The 15,637-nt window shown below is 37.9% G+C and carries 14 protein-coding genes; 1 reads left to right on the top strand and 13 read right to left on the bottom strand.

The features are described from left to right. Positions 1 to 16: 16 nt before the first annotated feature. From FYJ25_RS01845 to gap, 7 genes are all read right to left on the bottom strand, one after another. Positions 17 to 1,189: an ABC transporter substrate-binding protein gene (locus tag FYJ25_RS01845; protein WP_154580385.1), complete on the bottom strand. Its 1,173-nt coding sequence runs from the start codon at positions 1,187 to 1,189 to the stop codon at positions 17 to 19. Positions 1,190 to 1,640: 451 nt separating this feature from the next. Next, positions 1,641 to 2,510 (bottom strand): methionyl aminopeptidase, encoded by an 870-nt coding sequence (locus tag FYJ25_RS01840; RefSeq protein WP_096239480.1) that lies wholly within the window; start codon positions 2,508 to 2,510, stop codon positions 1,641 to 1,643. 162 nt (positions 2,511 to 2,672) lie between these two features. Further along, positions 2,673 to 3,422, bottom strand: coding sequence for a L,D-transpeptidase family protein (locus tag FYJ25_RS01835; RefSeq protein WP_154580384.1), 750 nt, complete (start codon positions 3,420 to 3,422; stop codon positions 2,673 to 2,675). Between the two features lie 222 nt (positions 3,423 to 3,644). Then, positions 3,645 to 5,189, bottom strand: a complete 1,545-nt coding sequence (gene gpmI / locus FYJ25_RS01830) for a 2,3-bisphosphoglycerate-independent phosphoglycerate mutase (RefSeq protein ID WP_096239478.1) — start codon at positions 5,187 to 5,189, stop codon at positions 3,645 to 3,647. Between the two features lie 97 nt (positions 5,190 to 5,286). Beyond that, entirely contained in the window at positions 5,287 to 6,039 is a 753-nt protein-coding gene (gene tpiA / locus FYJ25_RS01825; protein ID WP_227083348.1) for a triose-phosphate isomerase, read from the bottom strand. A gap of 107 nt (positions 6,040 to 6,146) precedes the next feature. Further along, positions 6,147 to 7,358, bottom strand: a complete 1,212-nt coding sequence (locus FYJ25_RS01820; protein ID WP_005350607.1) for a phosphoglycerate kinase — start codon at positions 7,356 to 7,358, stop codon at positions 6,147 to 6,149. Positions 7,359 to 7,534: 176 nt separating this feature from the next. Further along, positions 7,535 to 8,551, bottom strand: coding sequence for a type I glyceraldehyde-3-phosphate dehydrogenase (gap, locus tag FYJ25_RS01815; RefSeq protein ID WP_096239477.1), 1,017 nt, complete (start codon positions 8,549 to 8,551; stop codon positions 7,535 to 7,537). A 306-nt stretch (positions 8,552 to 8,857) separates the two neighbouring features. On the opposite strand from gap, the gene FYJ25_RS01810 reads away from it, so the two are divergent. After that, positions 8,858 to 9,673, top strand: a complete 816-nt coding sequence (locus FYJ25_RS01810; RefSeq protein ID WP_167513757.1) for a histidinol-phosphatase HisJ family protein — start codon at positions 8,858 to 8,860, stop codon at positions 9,671 to 9,673. 278 nt (positions 9,674 to 9,951) lie between these two features. On the opposite strand, the gene FYJ25_RS01805 is transcribed toward FYJ25_RS01810, so the two are convergent. From FYJ25_RS01805 to FYJ25_RS01780, 6 genes are read right to left on the bottom strand one after another with little or no spacing between them, the layout of a single operon-like run. Then, positions 9,952 to 10,941, bottom strand: coding sequence for a hypothetical protein (locus FYJ25_RS01805; protein WP_096239475.1), 990 nt, complete (start codon positions 10,939 to 10,941; stop codon positions 9,952 to 9,954). Positions 10,942 to 10,954: 13 nt separating this feature from the next. Beyond that, positions 10,955 to 11,656, bottom strand: a complete 702-nt coding sequence (locus FYJ25_RS01800) for a response regulator (protein WP_096239474.1) — start codon at positions 11,654 to 11,656, stop codon at positions 10,955 to 10,957. Further along, entirely contained in the window at positions 11,649 to 13,223 is a 1,575-nt protein-coding gene (locus FYJ25_RS01795; RefSeq protein ID WP_154580382.1) for an ATP-binding protein, read from the bottom strand. Before FYJ25_RS01795 ends, FYJ25_RS01800 begins: the two co-directional genes overlap by 8 nt. 50 nt (positions 13,224 to 13,273) lie before the next feature. Beyond that, positions 13,274 to 13,564 carry a hypothetical protein gene (locus FYJ25_RS01790; protein WP_096239472.1) on the bottom strand — a complete coding sequence of 97 codons (291 nt, stop codon included), beginning with the start codon at positions 13,562 to 13,564 and terminating at the stop codon, positions 13,274 to 13,276. A 16-nt stretch (positions 13,565 to 13,580) separates the two neighbouring features. Continuing rightward, positions 13,581 to 14,228 (bottom strand): potassium channel family protein, encoded by a 648-nt coding sequence (locus FYJ25_RS01785; RefSeq protein ID WP_096239471.1) that lies wholly within the window; start codon positions 14,226 to 14,228, stop codon positions 13,581 to 13,583. 53 nt (positions 14,229 to 14,281) lie between these two features. Continuing rightward, the gene (locus tag FYJ25_RS01780) at positions 14,282 to 15,619 is read right to left on the bottom strand and encodes a TrkH family potassium uptake protein (protein WP_096239470.1); all 1,338 of its coding nucleotides are present in this window, start codon (positions 15,617 to 15,619) and stop codon (positions 14,282 to 14,284) included. Positions 15,620 to 15,637: the final 18 nt, after the last annotated feature.

The following is a 15,637-nucleotide window of genomic DNA, read 5'->3' as shown; positions in this document are numbered from 1 at the left end:
CCAAATCACTTAAGAATTACATTGCCTTGTAAGCACCGTTCTTAATAATAACAGCCTTAGGAGACTTTGTTACTTCTCCGCTTTCATTCCATGTAAGACCATCTTTTCCGCCGGTAAGACCTTGCATCTTAATCTTAGTCATCGCACCTTTTAATGCGTCACACATATCAGAAGCACTCATATCAGGAGTTGCTTTAGATTCTTCGATTGCTGCCTTTAATGCGTAAACAGCATCGTAAGAATCTGCTGCGAACTGGTTCGGAGTATCTTTATATTTTTCTTTGTAAGTCTTTACAAAGTTCTGAACTGCTTTATCTTTTGCATCTGCTGCGAATGGTGTTAAAAGTATAACCCCTTCAGCTAACTTCGTATCAAAGTTCTCTACAGTAAGGATACCATCCATTCCGTCTACACCGAAGAATTTCGGTTTATATCCCATAGTATCTGCCTGTTTTAAGATAATAGAAGCTTCCTGATAGTAAATAGGTAAGAAGAGTAAATCAGCACCTGCGTCTTTTGCTTTCTGAAGCTGTGTACCAAAGTCTGTCTTAGAATCTGCTGTAAATGCTGCTTTAGAAACAATCTGCAGTCCTTTATCCTTAGCTTCTGCTTCAAACTTCTCTTCGATACCTGAAGAATATACATCAGAACTATCATAGATAATACCAATCTTCTTAGCAAGCTTGTTCTCTGCAATATACTGAGCAGATGCAATACCCTGGTTAGGGTCTGTAAAACATACCTGGAATATATTACCGTTTCCACTGGAGAGTACATCTGGTGCAGATGCAGATGGAGTAATCTGGAACATATTATCAGAAGCTGTCTTACCTGCTACTGCGATACATGGAGCAGTTGTTGTTGTTCCTACTAACATCTGCATGCCCCAGTCTTTTAATGTATTATAGGCATTCACTGACTTCTCCGCATCATTCTGATCATCTTCAAAACGGTATTCAATCTGCTTACCGTTAATACCACCTGCCGCATTAATCTCATCTACTGCAATCTGTGCTCCGTTCTTTACGGCTGTTCCGTAAATCGCTGTTGCTCCGGTAGTCGGTCCAATACCACCAATATAATATTTGTCTGCATCTTTCTTAGATGAAGAACTTGAATTACTACCACATCCTGTTAATGCTGTTACTGCCATTGCAGCGACTAACATTACACTTATAAACTTTTTCATTATTTTTTCCTCCTTTATAATATATAATGAAAAATATAACTTTAATGTATCAACTCAATGTCAAGTATTCTGATTCCACTACCACTTTGTCAATACCTTAGATATTTTTATGGACTTTATCTTACTACACTAAAGCAATAAAATCAAGTTTTTTTGAAGGATTAAAAAAAATTTTTGCATTTTTTTTGTTTTTGACTTCATTTTTCACTTTTTATCTCATAGAAAGCTCCCTGCTTCTCCACGATCCAAACTCATGTAATACGACACGCTTCCTATAGAAAACATACAAATCCGCTCTATAATACCTTAATATTTTAAATGTTATTTATAAAATAAAACAACTCCGCTCGCAAAAACAGATAGGAACAACCTGCTTTATGAGCGGAGTTTGAAATAGTTACTTTTTTGACGGAAAATCACCCTCACCAGTCAAACAGTTTAACACATTACATTAATGAGAGAGAATTTCCGTTCCATCTTCCGTCACCAAAATTGTGTATTCCCACTGTGCGGAAGGCTTACCATCTTCTGTGCGGATTGTCCAGCCGTCATCTTCATCTTCCCATACGTCTGGTTTTCCCATATTTACCATTGGTTCAATCGTAAATGTCATTCCCGGCACAAAAAGAATGCCTTCATCTGGTTCACCGATATGATTGACCCATGGTTCTTCATGGAACTGTACACCACATCCATGTCCTCCGATTTCTCTTACAACACTGTATCCATTCTCTACAGCATGTTTATTACAAACATACCCCATATCTCCCATCGTTCCCCAAGGCTTTGTTGCCTCAAGCGCAAGATCGACACATTCTTTTGTTACACGAACAAGCTTTTTCTTTTCTTCAGAAACCTCACCGATGCAGAACATTCTTGATGCATCACCGAAATATCCATTATAAATTGTCGTACAGTCTACATTCAGAATCTGTCCACTTTTTAAAATCTGGTCATCACTTGGGATACCATGGCACACCACATCATCAATAGAAATGCAGACACTTTTCGGATATCCCTGATAACCAAGACATGCCGGAATTCCACCGATTTCTCTTGTGTATTCTTCAATAAGACGGTTTAACTCTCCCGTACTTACTCCCTCCTTTACATAAGGAGTAATAAAGTCAAGCACCATCGTATTCTTCTTACCTGCTTCGCGTATTCCTTCTATCTGTTCCGGTGTTTTGATCATAGAATGATCTGGCACTTCATATCCTCTGTTCCAGTAATCTTTGATACGATTATCAAAGGACATATGACATGCCTTATACTTTCTTCCACTGCCACACCAGCATTTATCATTTCTTCCTATCTTCATTTTGATCCTTCTTTCTGTATCATTCCTCTAATTTATCTCAATCGAGAAGACTCCCACCTCTTTCAGGTGGTGAATGACAGCAGCTATTTTTTCTTCTACTGTCACATATCGTATATTAAGCTACTTACTCTTATTTTGCAATATTTATTTCATTTTACCTATCTATTTGGGATAAATGCAGATTTTTGCATTTTTATCTACTGTTTTCATAATCTTTTTCATATACTTTTCTTTCACTGCAACACAACCTCCCGTATACGGATTGCTTCCTGTACAATGTAAGAAAATAGCTGCCCCTTTTTTATAGATGCATTTTTTATTATAATCAATCGCCAATGCATAATTATAATGCGGTCTGTAACGGATGAGATGTTCCCCCGCGTGGCTTGCCTTTACTTTTCGAATATCTATCATCTGATTATAATACTTTCTGCCCGCACTCCAGTACAGATAAGAATTTAACTTTATGTATTTTATCTTACTTCCCGGATTACTTTTGATTCCAAACGCTTTTGTGAAACCATAGGTACCAGTCGGTGTTTTCTTATCACCTTCACGCTTTTTATTTATTCCGTTCTTTCCAACATAACCGGCACAGGCAAATACTTTTTTAAACTTTCCGTTTGCTTTTTTATACAAAATAATATCTGCCTTACTGTTTCCTTTGTATTTCACAAAAATAAGCTGGTTTACCTTCTCACTCTTCTCGTATTTTTGAATAAGTCTGGTCCATCTGTTCTTTTTTACTGCAGCTTTTTTATCTGACATATTTTTCCTCTGGCTTTTTATCGTTTCTGCCTGTACAGATACAGTATTCCCTGACATAGTAACTATACTTATCACAAAAATAATTGTTAAAAAGATCGCCAATCCATTCAAACAAAGAGTTCCTATTTTCGTAGTTCCTTTCATAATATGTGTTTCCTTTCTTTTTTATTCAACCTTAACCCACTATGTTTAAGCGAATTGATTTCCTTAAAAGGATAACACAAAGCTTGTAAAAGATAAAGTTTGCACTTTTACCTATAACAAAACAGACCCTGAAGATCTGATTGTCACAAATCTACAAGGTCTATTTTTGTTTATTTTTTAGTTAGACGCAGATCATCTTTGTCCTTTATAAGCATTATCCACTTATTTTTTAATAAGCAGTGACTTTCCTGTCATTTCTTTTGGCTGTTCCATTCCCATCATCTCGATTAAGGTTGGAGCAATATCTGCTAAGCATCCGCCTTCTCTTAATGTATAAGCCGGATCATAGTTTACAAGGATAAACGGAACTGGGTTTGTTGTATGTGCTGTGTATGGTTCTCCTGTTTCATAGTCAATTAACTGTTCGCAGTTTCCATGATCTGCACAGATAAACATCTGTCCATCTACTTCTTTTAATGCTGCTACTGCATTTCCAACGCAGGTATCTACCGTCTCAACTGCCTTAATTGCTGCTTCCTGTACGCCAGTATGTCCTACCATATCAGGGTTTGCAAAGTTGATGATAATCACATCGTATTTATCAGATTTGATTGCTTCTACAAGTTTTTCTCCAACTTCTGGTGCGCTCATCTCCGGCTGTAAATCATAAGTTGCTACTGCTGGAGACTTAACAAGGATTCTATCCTCATTCTTATTTGGAACTTCTACACCTCCATTGAAGAAGAATGTTACATGCGCGTATTTTTCTGTCTCTGCAAGACGAAGCTGTGTCAAACCGTTTGCTGCAAGGAATTCTCCGAAGGTGTTTGTAATTTCTTCTTTGTGGAATGCGATAATCTTTCCAGGGATTGTCTCATCATATTCTGTAAAGCAGACATACGTTAATGGGAATACTCCATTTCTTCTTTCAAATCCTGTAAATTCAGGGTCACACATGGCACGAGTGATTTCTCTTGCACGGTCTGGACGGAAGTTGAAGAAGATAACGGAATCATTTGCTTTTACTGTGCCTACTGGCTGTCCATCTTTCTTGATTACTGTAGGGATAACGAACTCATCTGTCTTATCATTATCATAAGAAGCCTGAATTGCCTCTACTGCATCTGCTGCTTCATTACCTTCACCGTAAACTAAAGCAGCGTAAGCTTTTTCTACACGATCCCAGCGGTTATCTCTGTCCATTGCATAGTAACGACCTTCGATAGATGCGATCTGGCCTACACCGATTTCTTTGATCTTAGCTTCTAATTCTTCGATGAATTCTTTACCAGATGTTGGGGCTGTGTCACGACCATCAAGGAAACAATGTACACATACGTCTGTAAGTCCCTGTCTCTTTGCAAGCTCTAATAAAGCATAAAGATGTGTATTGTGGCTGTGTACTCCACCATCAGATAATAAACCATATAAATGAAGTGTGGAATTATTCTTTTTACAGTTTTCTACTGCTTCTAAAAACGCTTTATTATCAAAGAAATCGCCATCCTGAATTGCTTTTGTAATTCTTGTAAGCTCCTGATATACGATACGTCCTGCACCCATGTTAAGATGTCCAACTTCTGAGTTACCCATCTGTCCGTCCGGAAGACCAACAGCAAGGCCGCTGGCATTTCCTTTTACAAATGGACAGTCTTCCATTAACTTATCGATATTTGGAGTGTTTGCCTCATATACAGCATTGGCTTCATGTCTGTCATTTAAACCAAAGCCGTCCATAATTAATAATACTGTAGGTTTTTTACTCATTTTATAATCTCCCGTTTAAAGTTTAGTTGACCCGCGGAGAAAAGTCCGCGGGTTACTGTTAACATTCTTATTACTCTGCTTTAAAATGCAAAGCTTATTATTTGTTATAGTTTACAATCTGACCAAAATCAGCTTTTAAGGAAGCTCCACCAACAAGACCTCCATCAATATCTGCCTGTGCAAATAAGTCTGGAGCTGTCTTAGCGTTTACACTTCCGCCATACTGAATACGGATTGCTGCAGCAGTTGCATCATCATAGATTTCTGCGATACATTTACGAATCTCTGCACAAACTTCCTGAGCCTGCTCTGTTGTAGCAGTCTTTCCTGTTCCGATCGCCCAGATTGGCTCGTAAGCGATTACTGCTGTCTTAGCCTGATCTGCTGTTACATTTAAGAAACCAACTTTAACCTGCTGACGGATAAAGTCCATTGTAACGCCCTGTTCTCTCTGCTCTAAAGTTTCTCCACAGCACATGATTGGTGTAATACCATGTTCGAAAGCTTTTAACATTTTTTTGTTAACTGTTTCGTTTGTCTCTGCGAAGTATTCTCTTCTTTCAGAATGTCCGAGAACAACGTATTTTACTCCGGCATCTACTAACATAGCAGGAGAAATCTCACCAGTGTAAGCACCGCTTTCTTCATAGTACATATTCTCTGCACCAATTGCGATGTTAGAACCTTTTGCAGCTTCCATAGCTGGGATAATGTCGATTGCTGGTACGCAGAATACTACGTCAACATCTTCATTCGCACAAAGTGGTTTTAACATATTTACTAATTCAACTGCCTCACTAGGAGTTTTATTCATTTTCCAGTTACCTGCTACGATTTTCTTACGCATAATAAATTCCCCTTTATTATATATTTATGATGTTAGGGTCAAAAGGTATTCTGACCCTAACTGATGTCACGAATTACTCTGTAGCTAACGCTACTCCCGTAATTCTGAAATTATTTATCGTTTGCTGCTGCAACACCTGGTAATTCTTTACCTTCTAAGAACTCAAGAGAAGCTCCGCCACCTGTAGAAATATGGCTCATCTTGTCACCATATCCAAGCTGGTTAACTGCTGCTGCGGAATCTCCGCCACCAATGATTGTTGTAGCATCTGTCTCAGCAAGTGCTGCTGCAACTGCCTTTGTACCTGCTGCAAGGATTGGGTTTTCGAATACACCCATAGGTCCATTCCAAACAACTGTCTTAGCTGTCTTTACTGCCTCTGCGTATAATTCGATTGTCTTAGGTCCGATATCGCAAGCTTCTTTGTCTGCTGCCATAGCGTCTGCATCGTATACATATGTTGGGATTTCAGCATCGATTGGGTTAGGGAAAGCATCTACCATTACAGAGTCAACTGGAAGAAGTAACTTCTTGCCAAGGCTTTCTGCTTTTTCCATCATTTCTTTACAGTAATCAATCTTTGTCTCGTCAACTAAAGAGTTACCGATTTCATATCCTTTTGCTTTTAAGAATGTGTAAGCCATACCACCACCGATGATGAGTGTGTCACACTTCTCAAGTAAGTTAGAGATAACGTTTAACTTATCTGCAACTTTTGCTCCACCAAGGATAGCAACGAAAGGACGTACTGGGTTCTCTACAGCATTGCCTAAGAAATCGATTTCTTTCTGCATTAAGTATCCAACTACTGCTGTGTCTACTAAAGAAGCAACACCTACGTTAGAGCAGTGAGCTCTGTGAGCTGTACCGAATGCATCATTTACGAATACATCACAGATAGAAGCAAGGTCTTTGGAGAATTCTTCTCCACACTTTGTCTCTTCTTTGCGGAAACGAGTGTTCTCAAGTAAGATAACATCTCCGTCTTTCATAGCTTCTACTGCAGCTTTTGCGTTTGGTCCAACAACTTCACGGTCTGCTGCAAATTTTACTTCCTGTCCAAGAAGCTCAGATAAACGAGCTGCTACTGGAGCTAAAGTCTTTGTTGTGTAATCTTCTTCTGTTTTTACTTTACCTAAGTGAGAGCAAAGAATTACTTTACCGCCGTCTGCGATTAACTTCTTGATTGTTGGAAGTGCAGCTACAAGACGGTTCTCGTCTGTGATCTTACCATCTTTTAATGGAACGTTGAAGTCACATCTGCAAAGAACTTTAAGTCCTTTTACATTAATATCGTCTACAGATTTTTTATTTAAACCCATGTTGGAATTCCTCCTAAATTATATTCATGTACTCTTAAAATCAAAATCTACATAACTGCAGATTTATCAGACTTCCAAAAGCACTTTTTCAAAAACAAACAAAGGTCCGGTCCCACGAGACCGGACCCATGTTTGAGTCTTATATTCTTAAATATATACTAATACTATCGCTTAGATTATGCTAATTCAGCAAAGTATTTGATTGTACGAACCATCTGAGATGTGTAGCTGTTTTCGTTATCGTACCATGAAACAACCTGTACTTCGTATAAATCATCAGCAACTTTGTTAACCATTGTCTGAGTTGCATCGAATAAAGAACCAAATCTCATTCCTACGATATCAGAAGAAACGATTTCGTCTTCGTTGTAACCGAAAGATTCGTTAGCTGCTGCTTTCATAGCTGCATTGATTCCTTCAACTGTTACATCAGCACCTTTAACAACTGCTGTTAAGATTGTTGTAGATCCTGTAGGTGTAGGAACACGCTGAGCAGATCCGATTAACTTACCGTTTAATTCTGGGATAACAAGACCGATTGCCTTAGCAGCACCTGTGCTGTTAGGAACGATGTTAACTGCTGCTGCACGAGATCTTCTTAAATCACCTTTACGCTGTGGTCCGTCAAGAGTCATCTGGTCACCTGTGTAAGCATGGATTGTACACATGATACCACTCTGGATTGCAGCATATTTGTTAAGAGCGTCAGCCATAGGAGCTAAACAGTTTGTTGTACAAGATGCAGCAGAGATAATCTTATCTTCTGGTTTTAATACTGTATGGTTAGTATTGTAAACAACTGTTGGAAGGTCGTTTCCAGCAGGAGCGGAAATAACAACTTTCTTAGCACCAGCATTGATATGAGCCTGAGCTTTCTCTTTGCTTGTGTAGAAACCAGAACACTCTAATACTACATCAACACCGATTTCTCCCCATGGGCAATTGTTTGCATCTGGGAAAGCGTAGATTTTGATTTCCTTTCCATCAACTGTGATAGAATCTTCGCCAGCTTTTACTGTAGCTGCTTTCTCATATGTTCCCTGAGAAGAGTCATATTTTAATAAGTGAGCAAGCATTTTAGGGCTTGTTAAATCATTGATAGCTACTACTTCATAGCCTTCTGCACCAAACATCTGTCTGAAAGCTAAACGACCGATACGGCCAAATCCATTAATTGCAACTTTTACTGCCATGGTAATTCCTCCTAAGTTTTAGATATTCTTTGACATTAAAGTTCGCAGGGAATATGCCCTCCTGCGTTCCGATTTGACTCATCCTGTCAAATCCTTAACTATTTTACCTAATTATTGCCAAGATTTCAAGTAGTATTTTGCATAAAATTATAGATTTTTTTCTTTCACTTTTATGCTATTATGATATTGTTGCCATTTTTCCTGCAAGTATACAGAGTTTTTGGTCTTGAAATACAATTTTTTACCTTTATTTTTGATACGCAAGAAAATTCATATACAATTTTTTACCCGAAAGGAATGATGATTATGATTTACACCGACACACATTTACACACATCTTTTTCTTCTGATTCAGACACGCCTATGGAACTTATGATCAAAAAAGGACTTAAACTTGGAATGAAAACATTATGCTTCACTGAACACTATGATCCCTGCTATCCGGATACACCTGATAAGCTGGACTTTCTTTTAGATTTTGAAAATTATAAAAAAACACTATTTTCTCTCAAAGAAAAGTATGCCTCTCAGATTGAGATTTTATACGGACTTGAACTTGGCGTACAGCCACACCTTGGTCGGTTACTTGCTAACTTTTATGAAAAATATGGAAAAGACTTTGACTTTATTATTAATTCCTGTCATATCGTAAATAATATGGATCCTTATTACGGCACATATTTCAAAGAGCTTGGCGCAACCAGAGGGCTTATGACTTACTTTGAAACAGTTTTATCCAACTTAAAAGCATTTCCTCACTACCAGTCTGTCGGTCATCTTGATTATGTCTGCCGCTACCTTCCGGAATCCTCCCAGACTTTCTTCTATGATCATTTTTCTGATATTCTCGATGAAATTTTAATCGAAATTATTGAGAGAAATCGCGCTCTTGAAGTAAATACTGCCGGACTGAAGTACGGACTTGACTGGCCAAACCCTGACATTTCCATATTAAGAAGATACCGCGAACTTGGCGGCGAACTTATCACAATCGGAAGCGATGCCCATAAACCGGAGCATATGGCATGGGAGTTTGACAAGGTGCCGGATATTCTTCATAGAGCGGGATTCCGCCATTATGCGGTGTTTAAAGAGAAGAAACCGGTGGTTTATGATATTTAAATGCTGATTTGATGGACTAAAGAAACGAAAAGCAGAAATTTGATATAGAATAAAATGTGAAGATAGTCGCGGCGTAGAAAATGCCTGACCGGCATTTTTACTTGCTCCGACATCACATTTTATTCTATATCAAATTTCTGCTTTTCTGTTCTTTGGCGCCAGATGAAATCAGGATTTTGTGTAGAAAAAATAATCCACTGTCGTGTTTCTGTATGACTTTGGTAAAATTATTGTAAAAAAAGAAAAGAGAGGCAAACATACTCAGAGTAAAAAATGTCCTAAAACAAATCCAGCATATTATCAAGATATATTGCTTCTCTGATATGTATCTGATATTCCGGCTTAACCATATAGTAAAGCAAAAATTCCAGCACCAATGCACTGCCAAGTCCCCGTCCTTCTATTTTAAAATTAGAAAATCCCATCGGCAGATAAACATTTTGAATATCTTCTATCCTGATAAATCCCGGATTCTTCATGGCTTTTGAAAAACGATATCCTTCTTCTGCATCCGGTGCAGCACAATGATGTTCCGGGCAGTTTTCTCCAAGATTTTTTCGACTTACTGTTTCATAACAACGCTTTCTGTCCTTACATCCAAACCAGCAGCATTCATTACATAGGAATTCCACTTTATCTTTTTCTATTTGCGTTAAGGTATTTAACCTATCAAAAGACTTGTTCAGACGAAAATCTGGGACAACATATCGAAATTCTTTTCGTTTCACTTCATTTGAGAACTGCTGAAAATCTGTCAGAACTTTTGTCGTAGAAGAGACAAAGTAAAGGTTAGGATAGTTCTTTTTTAAGTAATCCAATAACAAGTCTGAATGAACGATAACTCCATTTTGTATTACTACTTTAGGCTGTACATTATTCTCTTGTATATCTTTTATGCTTTTATTTTGCATATTGGAGTTTGATACACTTTCACTTTGTATATCCCCAGCTTCTTCAAATAACTTGCAAAGCGCATTGCATTTTTTATCCAAAAGATGTTCTTCTCTAAGCAGAGAATTACTAAAAGTCAGCCGGGCAGAAATTCCATACTCCTTCATTAAATCTAACACTTTTTTTGCATCGTCATCCCCAAATCCTGCTCGTCCTCCACCCCAGATACAATCCGCTGGGGCACCATAGACAGATCCAATATCACACCAATCATAAAAATATTCTCGATGTTCCCGAAATAACGGCAAAAACACCTTATACAATTCATAAAACTCAAACAGTCCCGGAAGATGATACTGTGCTATACTACTTTTCACTTGTAGTGCCTCCTTATTCTATCCGAAGCATTCGGTATCCGATTCCGATATGCGTCTGTATATACTGGAGTCCATTTTTATCTGGTTCAAGTTTTTTACGTAATGTTGCCATAAACACTCTTAATGAAGCAACATCATTTTGTGAACAGCTTCCCCAGATCTGCTGTGTGATATAGGTATGTGTTAAAACCCTTCCGACATTACGTGACAAAAGACATAAAAGCTTATATTCAATTGGTGTCAGATGCAGTTCTTTTCCTTTCAGATAGGTACAGCCAGCTATATAATCTATTTTTAATTGTCCGTTAATAAAAATAGAAGCTTCCTGTTCTTCTCCCACCTGAATAATGGCAAGGCGCCGCTGTGTCACCCGTATGCGGGCAAGCAGTTCTTCCACCGAAAAAGGTTTTGTAATATAATCATCTGCCCCGGAATCTAATGCTTCTATTTTATCGCTATCTTCACTTCGGGCGCTGATAACAATAATCGGCATATTGGACCATGTACGGATTTTTTTAATTACATCTACTCCTTCCATATCCGGAAGACCCAGATCTAAGAGGACAATATCTGGATGATGTGAAGATGCTTCCATTATCGCAGATACTCCATTGTTAGCCGTAAGATATTTATAATCATGCATTTTTAATGTTGTTACGATGAGATTTCGTATCGGACGGTCATCCTCCACAACAAGAACTACTGTTTTATTCATTTAATGTCACCTCGCTAAGTGGTAAAGTAAAAGTAAAAATACATCCTCGTGGTGTATTATCTGTAAGAAGGAGCCTTCCATCATGTGCTTCTATAATAGATTGGCAAAGTGACAGACCAAGACCAAGACTTCTCTGGCTGTCTGCAATCGTACTTTTCCCCGTATAAAACATGTCAAAGATATATGGCTTCATTTCATCTGCAATTCCCGGACCATCATCCTCCACGCAAATCTGTGCTTTTCCATTACATTTCATTCCCCGGATACAGATTTTCGAGCCTTTCGGTGTATATTTTATGGCATTATCAATCAGATTCACGAGTACCTGTATGATAAGCTGCACGTCCATCCGGACAAGAATCAATTCTTCACATTCTGTCACAATTGTATATTCATCATGCTTCCTGCTGATATGACGCAGAGATTCTGCAATGACTTCATCAAGTAACTGATCTGTAAATTTAAACTTCAGCCGCCCATCATTAAGCCTTGTAATAGATAACAGATTCTCTACTACGCCAATGAGCCATTCAGAATCATCATAAATATCCGCATAAATCTGCTGCTTCGTTTTACTGTCCAGGCACGCTCCGTTATTTAAAAGCATATCCGCATTGCCGGAAATAGAACAAAGCGGTGTCCTTAGATCATGAGAAATCGCACGCAGTAAATCTGCTCGCAGCTGTTCATTTTTTGCCAAAACAGCATTCTTCTCTTTTTCTATTGCATTGCGCAGATTTTCCATAGCAAGCGCACATTCATTTACTACAGAAAGTAAAATGCTATACTCAACGGAATCAAGAACATCTTTGTTCGCCGGAATCCCAATTACACCATATACGTGATCACCGATGCGGATCGCCAAATATAAACATTTTGCATTTTTAAAATAATTCGTTCCTACTCCTGCACGCTTATTATTTTCATAGACCCATCTGGCAATCTTTTGTTCTTCCGGTATTAAAAATTGCTGATTCGTTCCTTCCTTATTTTGATAAAACACCTGTCCCTGTGACAATTTCCCCTCTTCTACAATATATGCAACAATATCCCGGTTCAGTAAACGAACCAGCTGCGTGCAGGTGACACGCAACATCTCTTTACTGCTCCTCGCTTTTTGCAACAGGCGGTCTGTGTCGAATAATACCTGCGTTCGAAATGCAAGCTGAGAGGAAATCCTTGCATGCATTTTTAATTTAGCGGAAAGAGTTCCCGCCAACACAGAGCATACCAGCATAATCGCAAAAGTCACCGGATATCCAACTGCATATGTCTGGAAAGACATCCTTGGTTCCGTAAGAAAAAAACAAAATAAAACAACGCTTAAAAAGGAACCTGCGATACTGCACAGATAACCGTCTGTCAAAATAGAAGTAATCAATACACCAAGAATATATATCGTAACGATATTCGTATCTGTAAAATGCAGTTTCTGAAATAAAAGACCAATAATAGTACATATCATAAATATAAAAACCGTCACAAAACAATCTTTTATTGACGGTTTCTTTGCATATAATGCAAAATGCTGCTTTAATACGCCTTCTCTTCTTTCATTTTCTTCCATTATTTTAATTTCCCGCCTTTTATTTGAATTCAAGAGTATATTAGAGTATATCACACTGCTTTATCACCGTCAAAACACTGCCTTTTATCTTCCTTTTTTGAATCATAAATTATCATACTTGCTTTACCACATTTTTTTTGATAATCATGTATTTCTTTTAACAACTCTTCATCAGAAATTTCATCCAAAGATATAATTTTACAGGATTGCGTATTTTCCCTCTCCCCTATAATAAACGCTTTGTAATTTTCATTGATGAAATATCCAATCTTTCCCATAACAAAAAAACAAACAATAAACATTACCAATACTGTTAAGAGTAAAATTACTTCTTTCATCATTTATCCCCTCTTTAATTTAAATATGGAAACACTTTTTAATTGCCTTATGCTCTCCGATTACTAAAAGCGTGATATCCCCTGTAAAAAATGTATCTGGAGATATTGCCATGCTAAGCTCTCCATTATTTTTTATTGCAAGGATATTAATATCATATTTTCTTCGAATATCCAGCTCTCCAACCGTTTTTCCAATCCACTCTTTCGGTACTTCCACTTCAAATATTGCATGGGAAGCATCTACTTCCATATAATCAAGGATATGGTCATCGGTATAACGGATCGAAGCCCATTTTGCCACCTGTTTTTCTGGATAAATTACTTTATCTGCACCATTTCTTAAAAGGAACTTCTCCTGAACATCCCTCTCTGCTCTCGAAATAACCATTTTTGCACCAAGTTCCTTTAATAGAGATGTGGTCTCTAATGAATTTTGAAAGCTTCCTCCAATCGTAACAAAACAGATATCATAATTTCCAATTCCTAATGATTCTAAAAATTCCGCATTCGTGCTATCTCCAATCTGGGCATTTGTAACGTAGGGAAGGACTTTATCTACTCTGCCCTCATTGACATCTACTGCCATAATTTCATGCCCTAATTCACTAAGCTCCATTGCAATATGTCTTCCAAATCTCCCAAGTCCGATTAATAATATATTTTTCATAATTCCATTCTCCTTCTGTCTTATCTAACGGATACCATACACAATCCTAACACTTATCCTACTGTTATTTTTTCTAACGGTAACCTTGCATTTCCCTTCTTTTTCTTTGAAAGGACCGCATAAATAAGAGTAAGTCCTCCTACTCTTCCAAGATACATAAGTATGATCAGTATGAATTGTGACACTATATGAAGCTTTGGTGTGATTCCTAATGTAAGCCCTACTGTTCCAACCGCTGATGCTGCTTCATAAAGACATTCCGAAAGTGGAAGCCCTTCATATACACTGATCGTAATTCCTCCACATAAAAATAACATACAGTACATCATTGCAATCGTTGATGCATTCTTTATCACACTGCACTCGATTCTTCTTCCAAATGTTTCGACATTTTCCTGACTCCGGAATGTGGCAAATGCATTCAATATAAGCACTGCAAAAGTTGTTGTCTTCATACCTCCTGCCGTAGAACTTGGCGAACCTCCGACAAGCATAAGTATAATAATCATTGCTTTTGAAACTTCTGTCATTTTAGAAATATCCATAGTATTAAATCCGGCAGTTCTTGGAGTTACTGCCTGAAAAGCCGATGCAAGCAACCGTTTTCCCACTGACAGATGAGTAAAATCAGAAAAAAAGAAAAAAACAGCTGGTAAAACTATCAAAAGTGCGGTTGTCACAAGTATAATCTTACTCTGCATATGATACTTTCTAAAGTGGATTTTATTAATACAAATATCCTCCCACGTAAGAAATCCTATACCACCTGCTATAATTAAAAACATAATCACTACATTTACAATCGGATTTCCTGCATAAGCCGTAATGGATGGAAATGGATTCGTGGGCGTACCTAAAATATCAAATCCAGCATTACAAAAAGCCGATATGGAATGAAATACTGCCATCCATATCCCTTTCCTGCCAAAATCATGATAAAAAACCGGCAGCAACGCTAATGCGCCTGCCATCTCAACAAATAATGTTCCCTTTAAAATAAACTTTGTCAGACGGACAATTCCTCCTACTTTATGTGCAGAAATTGCATTCTGCATCGTGCTGCGCTGCATCAGAGAAATCTTTCTGCCTGACAGCATAAATACAGAAACGGCAACAGTAACCACACCAAGTCCTCCTATCTGTATCAAAAGTAAAATCACTACCTGTCCAAAAACAGACCAGTAACTACCTGTATCCAAGACAGCAAGTCCCGTTACACATACCGCGGAAGTTGATGTAAAAAGCGTCTGATTAAATGGAGTCATCACTCCCTCGGCAGAAGAAACTGGCAACATTAATATAATTGCCCCCAATAAAATAACACCTGCAAATCCCAGAATAATTAATTGAAAAGAAGACAAATGCTTCTTTTTATGTATGTCCCTTGACATAAATCCCTCCTGTTATTA

Source organism: Anaerobutyricum soehngenii, assembly GCF_009697165.1.
Lineage (GTDB): Bacteria > Bacillota > Clostridia > Lachnospirales > Lachnospiraceae > Anaerobutyricum > Anaerobutyricum soehngenii.
The sequence above is the reverse complement of the archived record's forward strand: the minus strand, read 5'-3'. Positions and strand labels throughout refer to the sequence as shown.